Source organism: Microbacterium longlingense (assembly GCF_058349825.2).
In genome coordinates, this window is sequence record NZ_JBYRJA020000013.1 from 48,478 (window position 1) to 62,537 (window position 14,060).

Genomic DNA, 14,060 nt, shown 5'->3' on the forward strand with positions numbered 1-14,060 from the left:
TTGATACATGGGGTCCTCTGCGAGATCAGGATCGGGGCAGATCGGGGATCAGGCGGGACGTCGCTGGCCCACGCTGCGGGTGCCGGGCTCCGGCCCGGCACGATTCAGTCCTGCGAGGATCCGCCGGTGGTTGCGCCGGCGACCGCGGCCGCGGGGGTGGGCGGCTCGCTCAGATCCACGTAGTCCGAAATCTGGTTCTGAGAGTGTACATCAGCATCGGCCGGCTCCCGACCAGGCATGTACGGAGACGGCTCGACACCGAGGTGTCGGCGCTGCACCGCCAGGATGACCAGGCCGATGACGACGCCGAAGATCGCGGCCCACACATTGGTGCGCAGCCCCAGGTAGACGTCGCTCGGGTCGATGCGGATCGACTCCCACACGATACGACCGGCGCTGTACCAGATCAGGTACACCGCGAACAGGCGACCCCACTGCAGGCGGAAACGGTTGCCGATCCACAGCAGGACGAAGACGCCGAGGAGGTTCCAGATCACCTCGTACAGGAAGGTCGGGTGGAACAGGGTTCCCGGAGCGAGCCCCTCGGGGATCGACGGGTTCCCCTCGTCGATCTCGAGGCCCCAGGGCAGGTCGGTGGGCTGGCCGAACAGCTCCTGGTTGAACCAGTTGCCGAACCGGCCGAGTGCCTGGGCGAGCAGAAGACCGGGGGCCAGGGCATCGGCGAAGGTCCAGAACCGGATGCCGGTCCAGCGGCAGCCGAGCCAGGCGCCGACCGCGCCGCCGATGAGGGCGCCGTAGATCGCGATGCCGCCGTCCCAGATGTTCCAGATCGCGTGCTTCACGAAGGGGTTCCACCACTCGTGACCATCGGCGAAGTAGAAGCTCGCGTGGGTGAAAACGTGGTACAGGCGAGCGACGATGAGCGCCAGCGGAACCGCGAGGAGGGCGATGTCGATGACGACCCACCTCTCCGCGCCCCGCGCTGTCAGGCGCTGATTGGTCATCAGCGCCGCCACGATCATGCCGACCATGATGCACAGGGCGTAGAAGTGGATGGGCACAGGGCCGACCTGGAAGGAGCTGATCGAGGGGCTCGGGATGCTGGTGGCGACATCGAGAGCGATCGCGGAGAGCGCGTGAGGCATGATCACGATTCTATGCGGAGCGCTGGGCGGCGTCGCGGCGGGTGCCCTCCGCGAGCTCGCGGGTCACCTCGGCGAGGCGATCCAGGCCGCCGTCGCCGAGGGCACGCACCAGCGCGGTGCCGACGATCGCTCCGTCGGCGTACTCGAGAACACCCGCGATCTGCTCGGCGTTGGAGATGCCGATGCCGACGCACGCACGCTCGCAGCCCTGGGCCCGCAGCCGGGAGACCAGCGTGCGCGCCGCGGCGTCCAGCTCCGCCCGCTCCCCGGTGATGCCCATCGTCGAGACCGTGTACACGAACCCCGTCGACGACCGCGCGACGAGACCGAGGCGCTCATCGGACGACGTCGGCGCCGCCAGGAAGACGCGGTCGAGACCGGTGCGCTCGCTCGTGGCGATCCACTCCGCGGCGACGTCCGGCGTGATGTCCGGGGTGATCAGCCCCGCGCCGCCCGCCGCGACGAGGTCGTCGGCGTAGCGGTCGACGCCGTACTGCATCACGGGGTTCCAGTAGGTCATCACCACCACCGGCGCGTCGACGGCGTCGGTGATCGCACGCACGGCTGCGAAGAGATCCGCGGTGCGATATCCCCGCGCCAGTGCCGCACGGGTCGCCGCCTGGATCACCGGGCCGTCCATCACCGGGTCGCTGTAGGGCGGCCCCAGTTCGATGATGTCGACACCGTTGCGTACCAGCGTGATCGCCGCCTGGATGCTCGTGTCGAGGTCGGGGAAGCCCACCGGCAGATAGCCGATGAACACGCCCCTCCCCTCGTCATGCGCGCGCTGGATGGCCTGCTCGATCTTCATGCCCGGCCGCCTTCCTGCACGGAGCCGTCCTGCGCCGCGTCGTAGAGGTCGAAGTAGCGCGCCGCGGTGTCCATGTCCTTGTCGCCCCGGCCGGAGAGACACACGGCCAGCACGGCGTCGGGGCCCAGCTCCTGGCCGACGCGGATCGCACCGGCCAGCGCATGAGCCGACTCGATCGCCGGGATGATGCCCTCGGTGCGGCTCAGCAGACGCAACGCCTGCATCGCCTCATCGTCGCTCGCCGGGATGTACTCGGCGCGACCGATATCCGCCAGCCAGGAGTGCTCCGGGCCGACGCCCGGGTAGTCGAGCCCCGCGGAGATCGAGTGCGACTCGATGGTCTGGCCGTCCTCGTCCTGCAGCACATAGGTACGCGCGCCGTGGAGCACCCCGGGACGACCGCGCTCGATCGACGCGGCGTGACGGTCGGTGTCGACGCCGTCGCCGGCTGCTTCGACGCCGTAGAGACGGACACCCTCGTCGTCGAGGAACGCGTCGAACATGCCGATCGCGTTGGAACCGCCGCCGACGCAAGCCAGAACAGCATCAGGGAGGCGTCCGGCCTCCGCGAGCAGCTGCTCGCGGGCCTCCTCTCCGATGACCTTCTGGAAGTCTCTGACCATTGCCGGGAACGGGTGGGGGCCTGCCGCCGTGCCGAAGATGTAGTTGGTCGTCTCGACGGTCGCCACCCAGTCGCGGTATGCATCGTTGATGGCGTCTTTGAGGGTGCGCGAGCCGGTCGTGACCGGGATCACCTCGGCGCCGAGCAGGCGCATCCTGGCGACGTTGAGCGCCTGGCGCTCGGTGTCGACCTCGCCCATGTAGATCGTGCAGTCCAGCCCGAACAGCGCCGCCGCCGTGGCCGTCGCGACGCCGTGCTGGCCGGCGCCGGTCTCGGCGATCACCCGGGTCTTGCCCAGCCGTGCCGTCAGCAGAGCCTGGCCGAGGACGTTGTTGATCTTGTGCGACCCGGTGTGGTTGAGGTCCTCGCGCTTGAGGAAGATCCGTGCGCCGCCGGCGTGCTGTGCGAACCGCGGAACCTCCGTGATCGGCGACGGGCGTCCGGCGTACGAGCCGAGCAGCCGCGCCAGCTCGGCCCGGAAGGCCGGATCGGCCAGGGCGGCCTCATAGGCCTCGGTGAGCTCATCGATCGCGGCGATGAGCGATTCCGGCATGTACCGGCCGCCGAACTCGCCGAAGAACGGACCGTGCTGGTCGCGCAGGCTGCGGGGGCCGGAGGAATCGTGGTCGACGGAAGAGCTCAAGAACCCGCCTCCAGGAAGGTGCGAAGGGTGGCGATCGGGTCGCCGGTGACCAGCGCCTCCCCGATCAGGACGACGTCGGCTCCCGCGCGACGGTACCGCGTGACGTCCTCGGGGGCGAGCACAGCCGACTCCGCGATGCGGATCGCGCCGTCGGGGATGCGATCGGCGAGGCGGGCGAAGAGATCGCGGTCCAGTTCGAGGGTCGTGAGGTCACGGGCGTTCACGCCGATCAGGCGCGCACCGAGGTCCGCGGCGATCTCGATCTCGTCCGCCGAGTGCGTTTCGACCAGCGGGGTCATGCCGAGCTGCTGGATCAGCTGATACAGCTCAGTGAGGACGGCGCGCTCAAGGCCGGCCACGATCAGCAGGACGAGGTCGGCGCCGGCGGCCCTGGCCTCGAAGACCTGGTAGGGGGTGGCGATGAAGTCCTTGCGCAGGACAGGAACCGTGATCGCTCGCGCGACGGCCTCGAGGTCGGCGAGGCTTCCGCCGAAACGGCGCTCCTCGGTGAGCACGCTCACCGCAGAGACGCCGCCCTGCTCGTAGAGACGCGCCTGCGCGGCGGGGTCGGGGATGGCAGCCAGAGCGCCACGCGACGGACTGGCGCGCTTGACCTCCCCGATGATGCGCACCGTGGTGTCCGGCGCGAGCGCGGCGAGGGCGTCGGCGGCCGCGGGCATGGCAAGGGCGGCTCGTTCGACCTCCGCGAGCGAGCGGGCGGTCTCCCGCCGCTGAGCGTCCTCGACAGCGCCGGCCGTGAGGTCGGCGAGGACCATCAGTGGGCCTTCGGGCTGTACTTCGGTCCGTTCACGCCGTATCCGGCCTTGGCCATGATCGCGCCGACGATGAGACCGACCGGGACGACGGCAGCGCCGGCCCAGACCAGCCAGGGGATGTCGGCGATGAACGCCCCGGTGCCGATGGAGAGACCGACGAGCATGATCACGACTGCGGTCCAGGCGGCAGGCGAGTGTCCGTGGCCGGGATCGGCGATCGAGTTCGTCATGGTCTCCTCCGAGTCTGTGCGTGGGCATCCGGACCGACGATGGCGTCTATCCGGCACGGCCAGTCTATCCATCCGCTGAGCCGCTCACGCGACCGACGGGCCCGCGGGGTCCGCATCGATGCGTCACCGCGTCGGGTCGCTCCCGTGCGAGAGATCGTCCCAGGAGTCGAACGCGTCCAGGGCAGTCTCCTCGGCCGCGGCGCCGGCCGGGTGGGATGCGGTCGTCTCGAAGCGGCGCCCGCCGCCGTTCCAGCGGCGCGTCGTGGCGAACACCCAAGCCGCACCGACCACGAGCAGCGCCCACGCTATCGACGCCAGCGTGGGCCACACCGTCGTGTCGATCCGCGCGACGATCTCGGCGAGGCCGGTCTCCCCCGCGATGCCGGTCACCTCGGTGAGCGCCGCGGACGCGGCGGGAAGACGTTCGCCGAACAGTACCTGATTCGTACCGACCGCGAGCACCGCACCCAAGACCAGCGCGAGCGCCGCGAGAACGTGCCGGAACAGCGATCCGGCGATGAGGAGCGCGCCACCGGCCGCGAGGATCGCCAGGCTCAGCGGGGTCAGGAGCGGCAGCGCCTGACCGCCGGAGACCTCGACGACGGCCGCTCCGTCGGCGCGTTCGACGATGAGCCAAGGCTGGGTGGCCGAGAGCAGGCCGATCGCCGCCGGGACGAGCAGCGCCAGCAGACCCATCGACCGGAGCCGGCGGGGACTCATCGCGTCGCCTCGGCTGGCCCGGTCTGCTCGGTGGCCGACAACGGCAGGCGGGCGACGTCGAAGCAGCTCCGAGCGCCGGTGTGGCACGCGACACCCGTCTGGTCGACCTTCAACAGCACCGTGTCGCCATCGCAGTCCACGCGCACGTCGACCACGCGCTGCAGGTGACCGGACGTCTCCCCCTTGCGCCAATACGCGCGGCGGCTGCGGGACCAATACGTCGCCCACCCCGTCTCGAGGGTGCGACGCAGCGCCTCCTCGTTCGCCCACGCAAGCATGAGCACCTCCCCGGAGTCCCACTGCTGGGCGATCACCGGGACCAGCCCGTCGGAGCTCCAGCGCACCGCGTCGAGCGTCGTCTCGGCGGGCCCGGCGTCCGGCGCGCTCATCGCACGACCACGCCATCGGCGCGCAGCGCCTCCTTGACGTCGCCGATGGTCATCGCCCCCGAGTGGAACACGCTCGCGGCGAGGACGGCGTCCGCTCCGGCATCGATCGCCGGCGCGAAATGCTCCACAGCGCCTGCCCCGCCGGAGGCGATCACCGGAACCGCGGAGACCTCCCGCATGAGCGCCACGAGCTCCAGGTCGAAGCCCTCACGCGTGCCATCCGCGTCGATCGAGTTCACCAGCAGCTCACCGGCCCCCCGCTCCGCGGCCTCGCGGGCCCACGCAGCGGCATCGAGGGTGGTGAGCGCCCTGCCTCCGTGCGTCGTCACGACGAAACCGGACGGCACGTCGTCCGACCGCTTCACGTCGAGCGAGAGCACCAGCACCTGTGCCCCGAAACGGTCCGCGATCTCGCCGATCAGCTCCGGGCGCGCGACGGCAGCCGAGTTCACGCCCACCTTGTCTGCACCGACCGAGAGCAACCGGGCCACATCGTCGACCTGGCGGACGCCCCCGCCGACGGTCAGCGGGATGAAAACCTGCTCCGCAGTGCGGCGGACGACGTCATAGGTCGTCGCACGCGCTTCGACCGTCGCCGTCACGTCGAGGAAGGTCAGCTCATCGGCGCCCTGCTCGTAATAGGACCGTGCGAGCTCGACAGGATCTCCCATGTCGCGAAGCCCCGCGAAGTTGACGCCCTTGACGACGCGGCCGTCGGCCACGTCGAGGCACGGAATGATGCGCGCGGAAAGAGCCATGTGCGCTCCTCTCAGAGGCGGGCGGCGTGGATGCCGGTGACCAGCAGGGCACGGGCACCGAGGGCGTAGAGGTCGTCCATGACGCGGTTGACGCCCCGACGGGGGACCATGACGCGCACGGCGAGCCAGTCGGTGTCCCGCGTCGGCGAGACGGTCGGAGACTCCCGCCCTGGCGCGATCTGCACGGCTGCGTCCAGCAGGCCCGCCGGCAGGTCGTAGTCGAGCAGCACATACTGCCGGGCGACCATCACGCCCTGGAGACGCTGGAGCAGACGCTGCGCTCCTTCCGCCTCGTTCGGACCGGCGATCAGCACGGCCTCCGACTCGAGGATCACGGGGCCGAAGATGTCCAGTCCGGCCTGACGGAGCGTCGCACCGGTGGAGACGACGTCGGCGACGGCATCGGCGACCCCCAGCCGGACGGCCGACTCCACCGCGCCCTCGAGCCGGACGAGTTCCACCTCCACGCCGTGGCCGCGCAGGAAGTCGCCGACCAGGCCGGGGTACGAGCTGGCCACCCGCAGACCGGCGAGATCACGGAGCTCGTTCATGCGGCCCGGAGGGGCGGCGAACCGGAAGGTGGAGTGCCCGAAGCCGAGAGCCTCGATCTCCTTCGCCTCCGAAACGACGTCCAGCAGCAGATCCCGACCGGTGATGCCGATGTCGAGAGCGCCCGCGGCGACGTAGGTGGCGATGTCACGGGGACGCAGGTAGAAGAACTCCACGTCGTTGTCGGCGTCCACGACGTGGAGCGCCTTCGGGTCGCGCCGGCCGGCATAGCCGGCCTCCGCGAGCATTCCGGCGGCGGTCTCGGCGAGCGAGCCCTTGTTCGGTACGGCGATGCGCAGCATGGGGACCTTCGTTGAGGGATGTGCGGGGAGGAGACGGATCAGAGGTGACGGTAGACGTCTTCCAGGGTGAGCCCCCGGGCGAGCATCATGACCTGCAGATGGTAGAGCAGCTGCGAGATCTCCTCGGCCGCCGCGTCATCGCTCTCGTACTCGGCGGCCATCCAGACTTCTGCGGCCTCCTCGACGATCTTCTTGCCGATGGCATGGACGCCCTTGTCGAGGGCGGCGACCGTGCCGGAGCCCTCGGGGCGGGCTGCGGCGGTCTCGGTGAGCTCGGCGAAGAGAGCGTCGAACGTCTTCATTCCTTCAGGCTACCGGTCTTCCGTGGCCGGCCCCGTGCCCGCACGCATCGGCGGCACGATCGCGGAGCCCGGCGATCGCTGCCTCGATGTCGTCCGCGCCGTAGACGGCGGAACCGGCGACGAACGTGTCCGCCCCCGCCTCGGCGGCCTGGGCGATGGTGTCCAGCGAGATTCCCCCGTCCACCTGGAGCCAGACCGACGAGCCGCGACGATCGGCCTCCGCACGCAGCGCACGAAGCTTCGGCATCGTCTCGGGCATGAAGCCCTGACCGCCGAAGCCGGGCTCGACGGTCATCACGAGGATCTGGTCGAACTCGTCGAGGATCTCGTAGAGCGCGTCACCGGCCGTGCCCGGCTTGATCGCCACGCCCGCGCGGGCACCGAGCGATCGCAGGCGACGAGCGAGCGCGACAGGATCCGCCGCGGCCTCGAGGTGGAAGGTCACGCTCGCCGCACCGAGCTCGGCGTACTCCGGCGCCCAACGATCCGGGTCGGAGATCATCAGATGCACGTCGAGCGGCACCGGGCTGGTCTGCTGGATGCGCCCGACCATCTGCGGGCCGAACGTGAGGTTCGGCACGAAGTGGTTGTCCATCACATCGACATGCACGAAGTCGGCGGTGGGGATGCGCGCAAGCTCCGTCTCCATGTTCGCGAAGTCTGCGGCAAGGATGCTGGGATTGATACGAGGCACGGACACGTTCTCCATTATCCCCCCCCGCCCGCGAGAGGCCAGGTTTGGTCGCCAAACCCGTGGTTTGGCGACCAAACCTGGCCTCTCGCGGCCGGGGGTGCGGGAAAGGGGGTTAGGGGAGTTTTTTGAGGAGGGTCAGGAACATCGCATCTGTGCCGTGACGGTGGGGCCACAGCTGCACCGTGCCTCCGCCGTCGGCGGGCTCGGCGAGGTCGATGGGCGTGCGGACCACCGAGCGCACGACCTCGCGGGCGTCGAGCTGTTCGATGTCGGAACGCCCGCGCAGGACGCTCTCGACCACGCCCGTCGTCTCCGCCAGATGCGGCGAGCACGTGGCGTAGGCGAGCACGCCGCCGGGCGCGAGGGCACCGAGCGCCGCGCTCAGCAGCTCCTCCTGCAGCGCGATCAGCTCCGGAAGGTCGGCGGGAGTCTTGCGCCAGCGCGCCTCCGGCCGGCGACGCAGCGCACCGAGCCCGCTGCACGGGGCGTCGACCAGGATGCGGTCGAAGGCCTCGGGGTGAGCGGCGGCGAGCTCGCGACCGTCCTGCTCGTGCACCGGGACCTCTCCCGGCACTCCGGCCAGCGCGCGCCGCACCAGACCGGCCCGGGCCGGCACGACCTCATTGGCCTCCAGGTGGGCGCCATGACGGCCGGCCACCGACGCCAGCAGCGCGGTCTTCCCGCCGGGCCCGGCGCACAGATCGAGCCACCGCTCCCCCGCACGGATCGGACCGGCAGCGGTCAGAGCGAGGGCGACGAGCTGGGATCCCTCGTCCTGCACACGGACCGTGCCCTCCGAGCCCACGATGATCTGCTGCGGATCGCCACCGGGCGACCCGAATGCCGTCGGCGCGTAGGGCCGTCTCGGCTCCCCCGGCTCCGCAAGCCCCGGCAGGGCGACGAGAGTGACCTCGGGGGCGACGTTGTCCGCTTCCAGCAGCGCCTCGAGCTCGGCGACGCGTCCTTCAGCGGTGAGGGCGCGCCGCAGTGCGCGGATCACCCAGACGGGGTGCGCGGTGCGCAGCGCCAGCCGCTCGTCATCCGACCGAGCCTCCCCCTCGATGCGCTCCTGCCAGGTCGCGGCGTCGTCGCGCGCGATGCGCCGCAGCACGGCGTTCGCGAAGCCGGCAGCGCCGCGGCTGTGCTCACCGGCGAGCGTGACAGACTCGTCCACCGCCGCGTGGGCCGGCACGCGCATCGACAGCAGCTGATGCGCACCCAGGCGCAGGGCGTCGAGTACCGGCGGATCGATCGAGGCAGCATCGCGGTCCGCGGCTGCGGAGATGATCGCGTCATACGTCCCGGCCCGGCGCAGTGTGCCGTAGGTCAGCTCGGTCGCGAGCCCGGCGTCCGGTCCGGTGATGCCCGCCTCGCTCAGCATCGTCGGCAGAAGCAGGTTGGCGTAGGCGTCCGATCCGCTGACCGCACGGAGCACCTGGTAGGCGATGCGCCGTGCCGGCTGCACCGTCCGCTGCTGCGGACGCCGATCCCCTGCCCTGCCCCGTGTGCGCCGCGGCGGAGCGCTGCCGCGGCGGCGGCCGTTCTCGGGCGCCGCGCTCATGATCCCGCCCTCTCGGTACCCTGACGGCCGCGCCACCAGTCGGCGGCGGCCATCGCTCCCTTTCCCGCGGGCTGCACGCGCAGCACGCGGACCGGCGCAGAGGCCGTGCCGATCAGCACGGCCGACTTCGCCCCCACGATCTCACCGGGTTCCCGGGGAGCCGCATCCGTCGCGGCCGCCATCTCGAGCACTTTCACGCGAGCGCCGTCGATCGTCGTCCACGCGCCGGGTTCTGGCGTCACGCCACGGTATCGAGCCAGCACCGCGTCGGCGGAGCTGGTCCAGTCGAGCTGTCCGTCCGCCAGTTCCAGCTTCGGCGCCAGGGTCGCTGAACCCTCCTGGGGAGCGGCGACGGCCGTTCCCTCGGCGATCGAGGAGACCACGTCCGCGGTCAGGGCAGCGCCGTCCGCCGCGAGCGTATCGAGAGCCTGGCCGGCCGTGGCGACGGGGCCGAGCGCGACGGTGCGCATCGCGTACACGTCGCCGGCGTCGAGCTCGGGGACGAGGCGGAACACGCTCACGCCGATCTCGGGGTCGCCGGCGATCAGCGCACGCTGAACCGGCGCCGCTCCGCGCCAGCGCGGCAGGAGGGAGAAATGCAGGTTGATCCACCCGTGTCCTGGCAGGCTCAGAAGGGGTTCGCGGACGAGGCCGCCGTAGGCGACGACCACGCCCAGGTCCGGCTGCAGGGCACGGATACGGTCTGTGACCGCGTCGTCGAGGCGGGCGGCACGAATCACCTCGAGGCCGAGCTCCTCCGCCGTCTGCGCGACCGGCGACGGGGTGAGCACCCGTTTGCGTCCCTGCGGGGCATCCGGACGGGTGACGACCGCGACGATCTCGTGGCTCGCTGCCAGCCGTCGCAGGGTTGGCACGGCGGCCTCTGGCGTGCCGGCGAAGACCAGGCGCATCGATCCTCCTCGGATCCGGTGGGTGGGTGTCGTGATCCAGTCTCGCGTATCGGGCCGCCCGCGGATTCCACGGCGTGCTCTCCGGGGCTCCGAACGCCCCGCCGATCCCCCGAGCCGGACCCCGGAGCTCAGAGCTCAGGCTCCTGGACATCGAGTCTGACGGTGATCGGCACCGCGCGCCGTCCCCGCGGGCGGCGCCCGACGGCGTTGGCGACCATCGCCGCACGCAGCAGCGCCACGAGATCCGCCGCCCGGCCATAGGGGACGCGGATCAGCGCGCGCTGTCTTCCGTCGCTGTCCCCCGGTACCGCCACGGGGCCGAGCACGGCATCGGCACCGAGCATCCCGATCACGTCGGCCAGCAGCGGCTCCAGCGCGGCGCGGAGCGCCAGGACCTCCGCGATCCGCACCGTCGGCGGCATCCGCAGGGGCGCGCGTTCGGCGAGCTCCGCGCGGGCATAGGCGTCCTGCGACCAGGTCGCCAACGCGCGCGCCGCCGGTCCGTCGACACCCACGAGGTGCACCGGGGCCCCGGGGGCGGCCAGAGCGGCCGCATTGGACCACCATCGCAGGCAGGACTCTCCGATGCGCAGCTCCGGCGCCTGCAGCATCCGTGCGCCATCGAGCAGCACCACTGCCCGATAGCCGCCCGCTGCGATCGGCTCGGCGCCGCGCGTGGCCACGACGAGCGTCGGCCGGTCATCGACCCGATCCACCGGGTGGGTGCCGTCGGCGAGCACCACCCGGATGCCGGGGAAAGCGCGACCGAGCTCATCGGCTGTCCGCTCGCTGCCGGACGAAGCCAGCCGGAACGCCTCGCCGGCGCACGCCGGGCACTGCCACGGTCGCGCGGGCCGCCCGCACCACGTGCACACCGGAATCGCACCGCGCGCGCTCACGGCGAGCGGACCGGCGCAATGGCGGCAGCGCGCCGGGGCACGGCACCCAGCACAGACGACCGTCGGCGAGAACCCCGGGCGGGCCACCTGGATGAGCACCGGGCCGGTGGCTGCGGCCTCCCGCGCCGCGAGAAACGCCTGCGAGGGAAGCCGGTGGGTCTGCTGGCGCTCGATCTCCTCCGGCGGCGTGAGAATGATGCGCGGGTGGGAGCGGCGCGTCGCCCGCACGTCCGCGAACCACCCGGTCGCGACCAGCCGCTCGGCGTCGGTCGACCGGCTGTGCGCGACCAGCAGGAGCGCAGAGCCCTCGATCTCCTGGCGCACGAGAGCGGCGTCACGCGCGTGCACGTAGGGCGCCAGGGGCTCGGAGAGAAGGGCATCCCCGTCGTCCCACACCACGATCGCCCCCGCCTCGACCGGCGCATAGATCGCCGAGCGATTGCCCACCACCACCCGGGGCACGCCCCCCAGCATGCCCAGATACGACCGGTATCGCTCGGCGTTGGTCTGACCGCTGTCGTGCCGGAGCACGGCGTCATCGCCGACCAGGCCGACGAGGACAGGGAGCAGCCGCTCGATGTCGCGGTGATCCGGCACCACCAGGATTGTCGACTCCCCCGCCGCCAGCCGATCGGCGGCGACCGCAGCGAGCAGGTGGCACCACTGCGGCGTCGACCCCGGCACGTCGGCGACGTCGACCAGGCCGGGGATCGCCTCGACCGCGAGTCTGCGGTGCTCGGCGAGCCCCGCAGACAGGCCGCCGTACGCAGCCAGAACGCCCCGCGCCTCGGCGACACGAGCCTCGTCCAGTGACACCGGATCCGGCTGCGGGGCGGCGAGCCACGCCTTCTCCACCCGCACCTGCCGCTTGGGGATCGCGAGCCGGAGGATGTCGGAGGCAGAGCCACCGGCCCGGTCCGCCACTCGGCGCGCCAGCTGATACAGCCGCGGCGGCACGACGGCCACCTCGGTGAGCACGTTCTCGACCTCGGCGAGGGTGCGCGCGTCGTCGTCCTCCTCGTCGAGCTCGACCACCGTGGCCTGCAGCAGACGCCCCGCCGAGCGCAACGGCACGCGTACCCGCCGCCCGACCGCGACGGCGTCATGAAGCTGCGGCGGGATGGCGTAGTCGAACAGCCGATCCAGTTGCGGAAGCGGTGAGTCCAGGAGCACCCTGGCGATGCGCCGGGCCATGTCCCGTCCTCCTGTACTAGAGACCGGCGGCTCGGCGGAGGTCGTCTGCGCGGTCCGTGCGCTCCCAGGTGAACTCGGGCAGTTCCCGGCCGAAGTGGCCGTAGCTCGCGGTCTGGGCGTAGATCGGGCGGAGCAGATCGAGCTCGTCGATGATCGCCTTGGGGCGCAGGTCGAAAACGTCGCGGATCGCCGAGGCGATCACGTCGTCGTCGACCCTGCCCGTGCCGAATGTCTCGACGTACAGCCCCACCGGCTGCGCACGGCCGATGGCGTACGCCACCTGCACCTCGAGACGGTCAGCGAGTCCGGCAGCGACGGCGTTCTTGGCCACCCAGCGCATCGCGTACGCGGCTGAACGATCCACCTTCGACGGATCCTTGCCGCTGAACGCGCCACCGCCGTGCCGTGCCGCGCCGCCGTACGTGTCGATGATGATCTTGCGGCCGGTGAGCCCTGCGTCGCCCTTCGGGCCGCCGATCACGAACGGACCGGCGGGATTGATGACGTAACGCACGTTCGACACGTCCAGCCCGGTGCTCGCCAGGACGGGGTCGATGACCTCGGCCTGCACCGCCGCACGCAGCGCCGGAATGGAGATGTCGGGATGGTGCTGCGTCGAGAGCACCACGGTGTCGACGGTGCGCGGGACCGCTCCGTCGTAACCGAGGGTGACCTGGGTCTTGCCGTCGGGGCGCAGGAAGGGCAGCGCGCCGTTGCGACGGGCGTCGGTGAGGCGCTCCGCAAGGCGGTGCGCGGTCCAGATGGCCGTCGGCATGAGCTGCGGCGTCTCGTTCGTCGCGTAGCCGAACATGATGCCCTGGTCGCCGGCACCGAGCTCGTCGATCGGGTCGGCCGATCCGCCCTCGCGGTGCTCGATCGCGGTGTCGACACCGGCGGCGATATCGCCGGACTGCTCACCGATCGAGACGGTGACGCCGCACGAGTCGCCGTCGAAGCCGGTCTCGCTCGAGGTGTAGCCGATCCGGTTGACCACGCCGCGGACGATGCCGGGGATGTCGACGTATCCGTCGGTGCGCACCTCTCCGGCGACGTGGACCAGCCCGGTCGTGACGAGGGTCTCCACCGCCACCCGGCTGGCCGGGTCGACCGTGAGGAGAGCGTCCAGGACGCTGTCCGAGATCTGATCGCAGATCTTGTCGGGGTGGCCCTCCGTGACGGACTCGGAGGTGAACAGGCGCAGCGCGGTCATCGAGAGGTCACTCCTGCGTGGATCGGCGCCGTCACTCGGCGTGACGGATGCGGAGCTTGTCCTCGTTGATCTCGTGCAGCGCGATGGTGAGCGGCTTGTCCTCGACGGTCGAGTCCACCAGCGGGCCGACGTTGTCGAAGAGGTTGCCCTCGTGCAGATCCGAGTAGTAGTCGTTGATCTGGCGGGCGCGCTTGGAGGCGAAGATCACGAGCTCGTACTTCGACGAGACGCGCTCGAGCAGGTTGTCGATCGGCGGATCGATGATGCCGAGTTCACGAGCGGGCATGAGGCCTCCTTGAGAGGGAGCGGAAGATCGTCGCGTGCGATTGCACGCATCGGATCATTCTAGCCCACCCGGCCTCGCGCGCAGCCGAGCGTGACGC

At 71.1% G+C, this 14,060-nt stretch carries 16 protein-coding genes; all 16 read right to left on the minus strand.

Going from position 1 to position 14,060, the window contains the following annotated elements; all coding sequences use genetic code 11:
• Positions 1-104: 104 nt before the first annotated feature.
• The gene (lgt, locus tag AC3RXY_RS14895; protein WP_491511697.1) at positions 105-1,106 is read right to left on the minus strand and encodes a prolipoprotein diacylglyceryl transferase; all 1,002 of its coding nucleotides are present in this window, start codon (positions 1,104-1,106) and stop codon (positions 105-107) included.
• A 10-nt stretch (positions 1,107-1,116) separates the two neighbouring features.
• Positions 1,117-1,917 (minus strand): tryptophan synthase subunit alpha, encoded by an 801-nt coding sequence (gene trpA, locus AC3RXY_RS14900; RefSeq protein WP_491511698.1) that lies wholly within the window; start codon positions 1,915-1,917, stop codon positions 1,117-1,119.
• The gene (gene trpB / locus AC3RXY_RS14905) at positions 1,914-3,092 is read right to left on the minus strand and encodes a tryptophan synthase subunit beta (RefSeq protein ID WP_491511730.1); all 1,179 of its coding nucleotides are present in this window, start codon (positions 3,090-3,092) and stop codon (positions 1,914-1,916) included. The genes trpA and trpB overlap by 4 nt, the downstream gene beginning before the upstream one ends.
• An 86-nt stretch (positions 3,093-3,178) precedes the next feature.
• The gene (gene trpC / locus AC3RXY_RS14910; RefSeq protein WP_491511699.1) at positions 3,179-3,958 is read right to left on the minus strand and encodes an indole-3-glycerol phosphate synthase TrpC; all 780 of its coding nucleotides are present in this window, start codon (positions 3,956-3,958) and stop codon (positions 3,179-3,181) included.
• A complete protein-coding gene (locus tag AC3RXY_RS14915) occupies positions 3,958-4,188 on the minus strand; it encodes a DUF6704 family protein (RefSeq protein ID WP_491511700.1) in 231 nt (76 codons plus the stop codon). Before AC3RXY_RS14915 ends, trpC begins: the two co-directional genes overlap by 1 nt.
• Before the next feature lie 123 nt (positions 4,189-4,311).
• A complete protein-coding gene (locus AC3RXY_RS14920; protein ID WP_491511701.1) occupies positions 4,312-4,908 on the minus strand; it encodes a Trp biosynthesis-associated membrane protein in 597 nt (198 codons plus the stop codon).
• On the minus strand, positions 4,905-5,297 hold the full coding sequence (hisI, locus tag AC3RXY_RS14925) for a phosphoribosyl-AMP cyclohydrolase (protein ID WP_491511702.1): 393 nt from the start codon (positions 5,295-5,297) through the stop codon (positions 4,905-4,907). Before hisI ends, AC3RXY_RS14920 begins: the two co-directional genes overlap by 4 nt.
• Positions 5,294-6,055, minus strand: coding sequence for an imidazole glycerol phosphate synthase subunit HisF (gene hisF / locus AC3RXY_RS14930; RefSeq protein WP_491511703.1), 762 nt, complete (start codon positions 6,053-6,055; stop codon positions 5,294-5,296). The genes hisI and hisF overlap by 4 nt, the downstream gene beginning before the upstream one ends.
• Before the next feature lie 11 nt (positions 6,056-6,066).
• Positions 6,067-6,906, minus strand: coding sequence for an ATP phosphoribosyltransferase (gene hisG, locus AC3RXY_RS14935; RefSeq protein ID WP_491511704.1), 840 nt, complete (start codon positions 6,904-6,906; stop codon positions 6,067-6,069).
• 38 nt (positions 6,907-6,944) lie between these two features.
• Positions 6,945-7,208 carry a phosphoribosyl-ATP diphosphatase gene (locus AC3RXY_RS14940; RefSeq protein ID WP_491511705.1) on the minus strand — a complete coding sequence of 88 codons (264 nt, stop codon included), beginning with the start codon at positions 7,206-7,208 and terminating at the stop codon, positions 6,945-6,947.
• A gap of 4 nt (positions 7,209-7,212) precedes the next feature.
• Entirely contained in the window at positions 7,213-7,917 is a 705-nt protein-coding gene (gene rpe / locus AC3RXY_RS14945) for a ribulose-phosphate 3-epimerase (RefSeq protein WP_491511706.1), read from the minus strand.
• Positions 7,918-8,014: 97 nt separating this feature from the next.
• Positions 8,015-9,463 carry an RsmB/NOP family class I SAM-dependent RNA methyltransferase gene (locus AC3RXY_RS14950; protein ID WP_491511707.1) on the minus strand — a complete coding sequence of 483 codons (1,449 nt, stop codon included), beginning with the start codon at positions 9,461-9,463 and terminating at the stop codon, positions 8,015-8,017.
• Positions 9,460-10,374 carry a methionyl-tRNA formyltransferase gene (gene fmt / locus AC3RXY_RS14955; RefSeq protein ID WP_491511708.1) on the minus strand — a complete coding sequence of 305 codons (915 nt, stop codon included), beginning with the start codon at positions 10,372-10,374 and terminating at the stop codon, positions 9,460-9,462. The genes AC3RXY_RS14950 and fmt overlap by 4 nt, the downstream gene beginning before the upstream one ends.
• Before the next feature lie 128 nt (positions 10,375-10,502).
• The gene (locus AC3RXY_RS14960; RefSeq protein WP_491511709.1) at positions 10,503-12,467 is read right to left on the minus strand and encodes a primosomal protein N' family DNA-binding protein; all 1,965 of its coding nucleotides are present in this window, start codon (positions 12,465-12,467) and stop codon (positions 10,503-10,505) included.
• Positions 12,468-12,483: 16 nt separating this feature from the next.
• Entirely contained in the window at positions 12,484-13,677 is a 1,194-nt protein-coding gene (metK, locus tag AC3RXY_RS14965; protein WP_491511710.1) for a methionine adenosyltransferase, read from the minus strand.
• 31 nt (positions 13,678-13,708) lie between these two features.
• Complete coding sequence (gene rpoZ, locus AC3RXY_RS14970) at positions 13,709-13,963, minus strand: DNA-directed RNA polymerase subunit omega (RefSeq protein WP_491511711.1); 255 nt, start codon at positions 13,961-13,963, stop codon at positions 13,709-13,711.
• Positions 13,964-14,060: the final 97 nt, after the last annotated feature.

Bases quoted from the DNA above. Each gene is read 5' to 3' on its own strand.
- hisI (WP_491511702.1), bottom strand. From the start codon at position 5,297: ATGAGCGCGCCGGACGCCGGGCCCGCCGAGACGACGCTCGACGCGGTG.
- trpC (WP_491511699.1), bottom strand. From the start codon at position 3,958: ATGGTCCTCGCCGACCTCACGGCCGGCGCTGTCGAGGACGCTCAGCGG.
- AC3RXY_RS14940 (WP_491511705.1), bottom strand. From the start codon at position 7,208: ATGAAGACGTTCGACGCTCTCTTCGCCGAGCTCACCGAGACCGCCGCA.
- AC3RXY_RS14920 (WP_491511701.1), bottom strand. From the start codon at position 4,908: ATGAGTCCCCGCCGGCTCCGGTCGATGGGTCTGCTGGCGCTGCTCGTC.
- rpoZ (WP_491511711.1), bottom strand. From the start codon at position 13,963: ATGCCCGCTCGTGAACTCGGCATCATCGATCCGCCGATCGACAACCTG.
- hisF (WP_491511703.1), bottom strand. From the start codon at position 6,055: ATGGCTCTTTCCGCGCGCATCATTCCGTGCCTCGACGTGGCCGACGGC.
- AC3RXY_RS14950 (WP_491511707.1), bottom strand. From the start codon at position 9,463: ATGAGCGCGGCGCCCGAGAACGGCCGCCGCCGCGGCAGCGCTCCGCCG.
- lgt (WP_491511697.1), bottom strand. From the start codon at position 1,106: ATGCCTCACGCGCTCTCCGCGATCGCTCTCGATGTCGCCACCAGCATC.
- AC3RXY_RS14960 (WP_491511709.1), bottom strand. From the start codon at position 12,467: ATGGCCCGGCGCATCGCCAGGGTGCTCCTGGACTCACCGCTTCCGCAA.
- fmt (WP_491511708.1), bottom strand. From the start codon at position 10,374: ATGCGCCTGGTCTTCGCCGGCACGCCAGAGGCCGCCGTGCCAACCCTG.
- trpA (WP_491511698.1), bottom strand. From the start codon at position 1,917: ATGAAGATCGAGCAGGCCATCCAGCGCGCGCATGACGAGGGGAGGGGC.
- hisG (WP_491511704.1), bottom strand. From the start codon at position 6,906: ATGCTGCGCATCGCCGTACCGAACAAGGGCTCGCTCGCCGAGACCGCC.
- trpB (WP_491511730.1), bottom strand. From the start codon at position 3,092: ATGCCGGAATCGCTCATCGCCGCGATCGATGAGCTCACCGAGGCCTAT.
- AC3RXY_RS14915 (WP_491511700.1), bottom strand. From the start codon at position 4,188: ATGACGAACTCGATCGCCGATCCCGGCCACGGACACTCGCCTGCCGCC.
- metK (WP_491511710.1), bottom strand. From the start codon at position 13,677: ATGACCGCGCTGCGCCTGTTCACCTCCGAGTCCGTCACGGAGGGCCAC.
- rpe (WP_491511706.1), bottom strand. From the start codon at position 7,917: ATGGAGAACGTGTCCGTGCCTCGTATCAATCCCAGCATCCTTGCCGCA.